This window comes from Schnuerera sp., assembly GCF_035459645.1.
Classification (GTDB): Bacteria; Bacillota; Clostridia; order Tissierellales; family Tepidimicrobiaceae; genus Schnuerera.
Genome location: NZ_DATHXO010000140.1, coordinates 1 through 3,575, shown reverse-complemented (window position 1 = coordinate 3,575; position 3,575 = coordinate 1). Strand labels below are relative to the sequence as shown.

Genomic DNA, 3,575 nt, shown 5'->3' with positions numbered 1-3,575 from the left:
ATTAATTCAGCATAATTTTAAAAAGAAAAAATTTTTGTTATATTATTCGATTAAATGGTAATAAATATACTTAGGGAGGTGAACTAATGATTGATAAAATTATTAGAGGTGTTATTACATTAGTTGGATTACTAGTAGGATATGGTATAGTGGCAGGTTTGATAGCTTTGGAAATAATAAGCCTGTCAAATAAAGGTTGGTTAAGCTTAATCTTTTATTTAGGTATAAGTTTGATTTTTGGAATTATATTTTTCTTACTATCTCCAAGGGTTATGAAGGTTGGAAGGGTAATCATTCAGTTTGTCGAGACTGAACTTCAAAAAGTTCCTGCTTACGATATTGCTTTGGGTTCTGTTGGTTTAATAATTGGTTTTATAATTGCTTATTTGTTGAGTCAACCTTTTTATAAACTTGAAATACCTTATTTAGGCGTTGCTATATCTATAGTTTTCTATGTTATATTTGGTTATTTAGGTATTAAAGTTCCTACTAGAAAAAAGGAAGATTTTACTAGTACTATTGGCAATTTCCGTAAAGGTTTTGGTAAAGATAAGCTAAAAACAGATTGTAGATCTTGTCCAAAGATATTAGATACTAGTGTAATTATTGATGGAAGAATAGCAGATATTTGTAAAACTGGTTTTATTGAAGGACCTTTGGTTATACCTGAATTTGTATTAGAAGAACTCCAACATATAGCCGATTCTTCCGATGCTCTTAAGAGAAACAGAGGTCGAAGAGGACTGGATATTTTAAACAAAATACAAAAGGAATTAGATATTGAAGTAATAATTCATGATAAAGAATTTGAAGAAGTAAAGGAAGTAGATTCTAAACTATTGAAACTTACTCAACTACTAAAAGGTAAAATTATTACAAATGATTATAATCTTAATAAAGTAGCTGAAGTACAAAGTATTGATGTTTTGAATATTAATGAATTAGCTAATGCGGTTAAACCAGTTGTATTGCCAGGAGAAGAGATGGTAGTCCAAGTTATAAAAGATGGTAAAGAGTCAGGGCAAGGTTTAGCTTATTTAGATGATGGTACAATGATAGTAGTAGAAAGTGGCAAGAAACATATTGGAGAGACTATAGATGTATTGGTGACTAGTGTTCTTCAAACGTCAGCAGGTAGGATGATATTTGCCAAACCTAAAACTATAGTAGATAGAGCAGTATAGGACCAATTTTATTGGTCCTTATATTTTGTAAATTTTAGGGAATATAAATATATATCATTTTATGTTTTTCTTATCTATGCTATAATGTTTAAGAGGTGAAATATATGTATAAGGGTCACTATGTTTCAGTTGTAATTGCAGCTGCTGGCATGAGTAATAGAATGGGAAGCAAGATAAACAAGCAATTTATTTCTATAAATAATAAACCTATCCTTGCTCATACAATAGAAAAATTTGAAAGATGTAGATATGTAGATGAGATGATAGTAGTTGCAAAAGAAGATGAGATTAATTATTGCCGAAAAGAAATAGTAAAAAGGTTCAAATTTAACAAAGTATCCAAGATTGTAAGAGGTGGAAAGGAAAGACAAGACTCTGTATATAATGGGATATTAGCATTAGATGAAAAAACTGATATAGTTTTATCTCATGATGGTGCAAGGCCTTTTGTAAAGATAAAAAATATTGTTGATGGAATAGAAGGAGCCATTGAATATGGAGCTTGTGTAATTGGTACTCCTGTTAAGGATACTATAAAGGTAGTTGGAGATTCTGATAATATAACCAACACTCCGAAACGAGATTTTATATGGGCAGCTCAAACTCCTCAATGTTTTAAAAAAGAAATCATTATGGAAGGCTATAGAAAAGCTATAAATGATAATTTTATGGGTACAGATGATAGTTCATTAGTGGAAAGATTAGGAATAGAAGTTAAAATGATAATGGGCAGTTATGAAAATATAAAAATTACTACACCAGAAGATTTAATAATAGCTGAATCTATTTTAAAAAATAAGGGTACAATCTTTAGAAGAAAAGAATTTGTATTTCAAAGTAGATAGGATGGGAAAAGATGAAAATAGGAATAGGATATGATGTACATAAATTGGTAAATGGAAGAAAGTTGGTAATTGGGGGAGTGGAAATTCCCTATGGAAGAGGTTTATTAGGGCATTCTGATGCAGATGTTTTAGTACATGCTATTATGGATAGTATTTTAGGGGCTCTAGGACTTGGGGATATTGGTAAGCATTTTCCAGATGACGATAGCCAGTATAAGGATATATCAAGTTTAGTATTACTAGAACAGGTTTATAATATTATGTATAAATCAAATTATATAATAGGCAATATAGATGCGATAATTATAGCAGAAGAACCTAAAATGGCTCCTTATATAGAAGAGATGAAAACAAATATTGCACAGGTTTTAAACACTTCTGTTTCAAATATAAATATAAAAGCTACAACAACTGAAAAATTAGGATTTGAAGGTAGAGGAGAAGGCATTGGCGCTCAAAGTGTCAGTTTAATTAAACCAGGAATAGGTACCGTTTCGTCTAATTATACTGAATAGTAGATAACGATTTTTGTGTTGTTCTGTTACTTTTATAAAGATTAGAATAAAAGCATTTGACAGATTATGCAAGTTTTAGTATGATTAATATTAATAAAATATATGGCTATGATAGGAAATAGTAAGTATTAATGGCCTAAGAGAGGAAACCATAAGGTGGAAGGTTTCTGGCCCTCTGAATACCAAACCCATCCTAGAGCATTTAAGCAGAAAATAGTATGTTTAAACGTTGATTGCGTTAAAATCTTAAGGGGACTATAAAAAGTCTACTAGAGTGGTACCGCGGAAGTAAACCTTTCGTCTCTATTAATGTAGAGATGAAAGGTTTTTCATTTTGATTATATTAAATTTTAAAATTATTAAATGATAAATAAAAACAATCTTGGTGATTATCAAGAAAAAATGAAAGGAGCATTTAAAATGAGAATGTCAAAATTATATATGCCAACATTAAGAGAAGTACCATCGGAAGCGGAAATACCTAGTCACAAATTACTTTTAAGGGCGGGTATGATGCGTAAATTGGTATCGGGAGTGTATTCTTATCTACCTCTTGGATATAGGGTAATAAAGAAGATAGAAAATATTGTTAGGGAAGAAATGGATGATGCAGGTTCTCAAGAATTGTTAATGTCTGCTATTCAACCACGAGAGTTATGGGAATCAAGTGGAAGGTGGGTTAATTTCGGTCCGGAAATGTTTAAATTACAAGATAGGAATAGTAGGGAATTTTGTCTTGGACCAACCCACGAAGAATATTTTACGTCCTTAATTAAAGATGAAATTAAATCATATAAACAATTACCATTAAATTTATATCAAATTCAAACAAAATATAGGGATGAAAAAAGACCTAGATTTGGAGTAATTAGAGCTAGGGAGTTCATTATGAAGGATGCCTATAGTTTTGATAAAGATGAAGAAGGAATGGAAAATTCCTATAAAGAAATGTGGGCTTGATGGAAGCAAATCCATCGAGGATTGGGTTGAAGGCCAGTGTGGTGGGCTGACAACCTATGATCAGAAACCCA

3 protein-coding genes, 1 pseudogene and 1 other annotated feature are annotated in these 3,575 nt (G+C 30.9%); all 4 genes and pseudogenes read left to right on the top strand.

Translation table 11 applies throughout. The annotated features are described in order from the left end of the window. The first annotated feature begins 86 nt into the window (after positions 1-86). Positions 87-1,184: a PIN/TRAM domain-containing protein gene (locus VK998_RS03220; protein ID WP_325225419.1), complete on the top strand. Its 1,098-nt coding sequence runs from the start codon at positions 87-89 to the stop codon at positions 1,182-1,184. 104 nt (positions 1,185-1,288) lie between these two features. Next, complete coding sequence (gene ispD, locus VK998_RS03215; protein WP_325225417.1) at positions 1,289-2,029, top strand: 2-C-methyl-D-erythritol 4-phosphate cytidylyltransferase; 741 nt, start codon at positions 1,289-1,291, stop codon at positions 2,027-2,029. An 11-nt stretch (positions 2,030-2,040) separates the two neighbouring features. After that, entirely contained in the window at positions 2,041-2,544 is a 504-nt protein-coding gene (gene ispF, locus VK998_RS03210) for a 2-C-methyl-D-erythritol 2,4-cyclodiphosphate synthase (protein WP_325225414.1), read from the top strand. Positions 2,545-2,643: 99 nt separating this feature from the next. Beyond that, positions 2,644-2,852: a binding site (T-box leader), on the top strand. Positions 2,853-2,964: 112 nt separating this feature from the next. After that, a pseudogene (locus VK998_RS03205) lies at positions 2,965-3,498 on the top strand (aminoacyl--tRNA ligase-related protein); the annotation flags it as partial. Positions 3,499-3,575: the final 77 nt, after the last annotated feature.

Excerpts from the sequence above, each read along its gene's own strand:
- ispF (WP_325225414.1), top strand. The coding sequence starts at position 2,041 with ATGAAAATAGGAATAGGATATGATGTACATAAATTGGTAAATGGAAGA.
- ispD (WP_325225417.1), top strand. The coding sequence starts at position 1,289 with ATGTATAAGGGTCACTATGTTTCAGTTGTAATTGCAGCTGCTGGCATG.
- VK998_RS03220 (WP_325225419.1), top strand. The coding sequence starts at position 87 with ATGATTGATAAAATTATTAGAGGTGTTATTACATTAGTTGGATTACTA.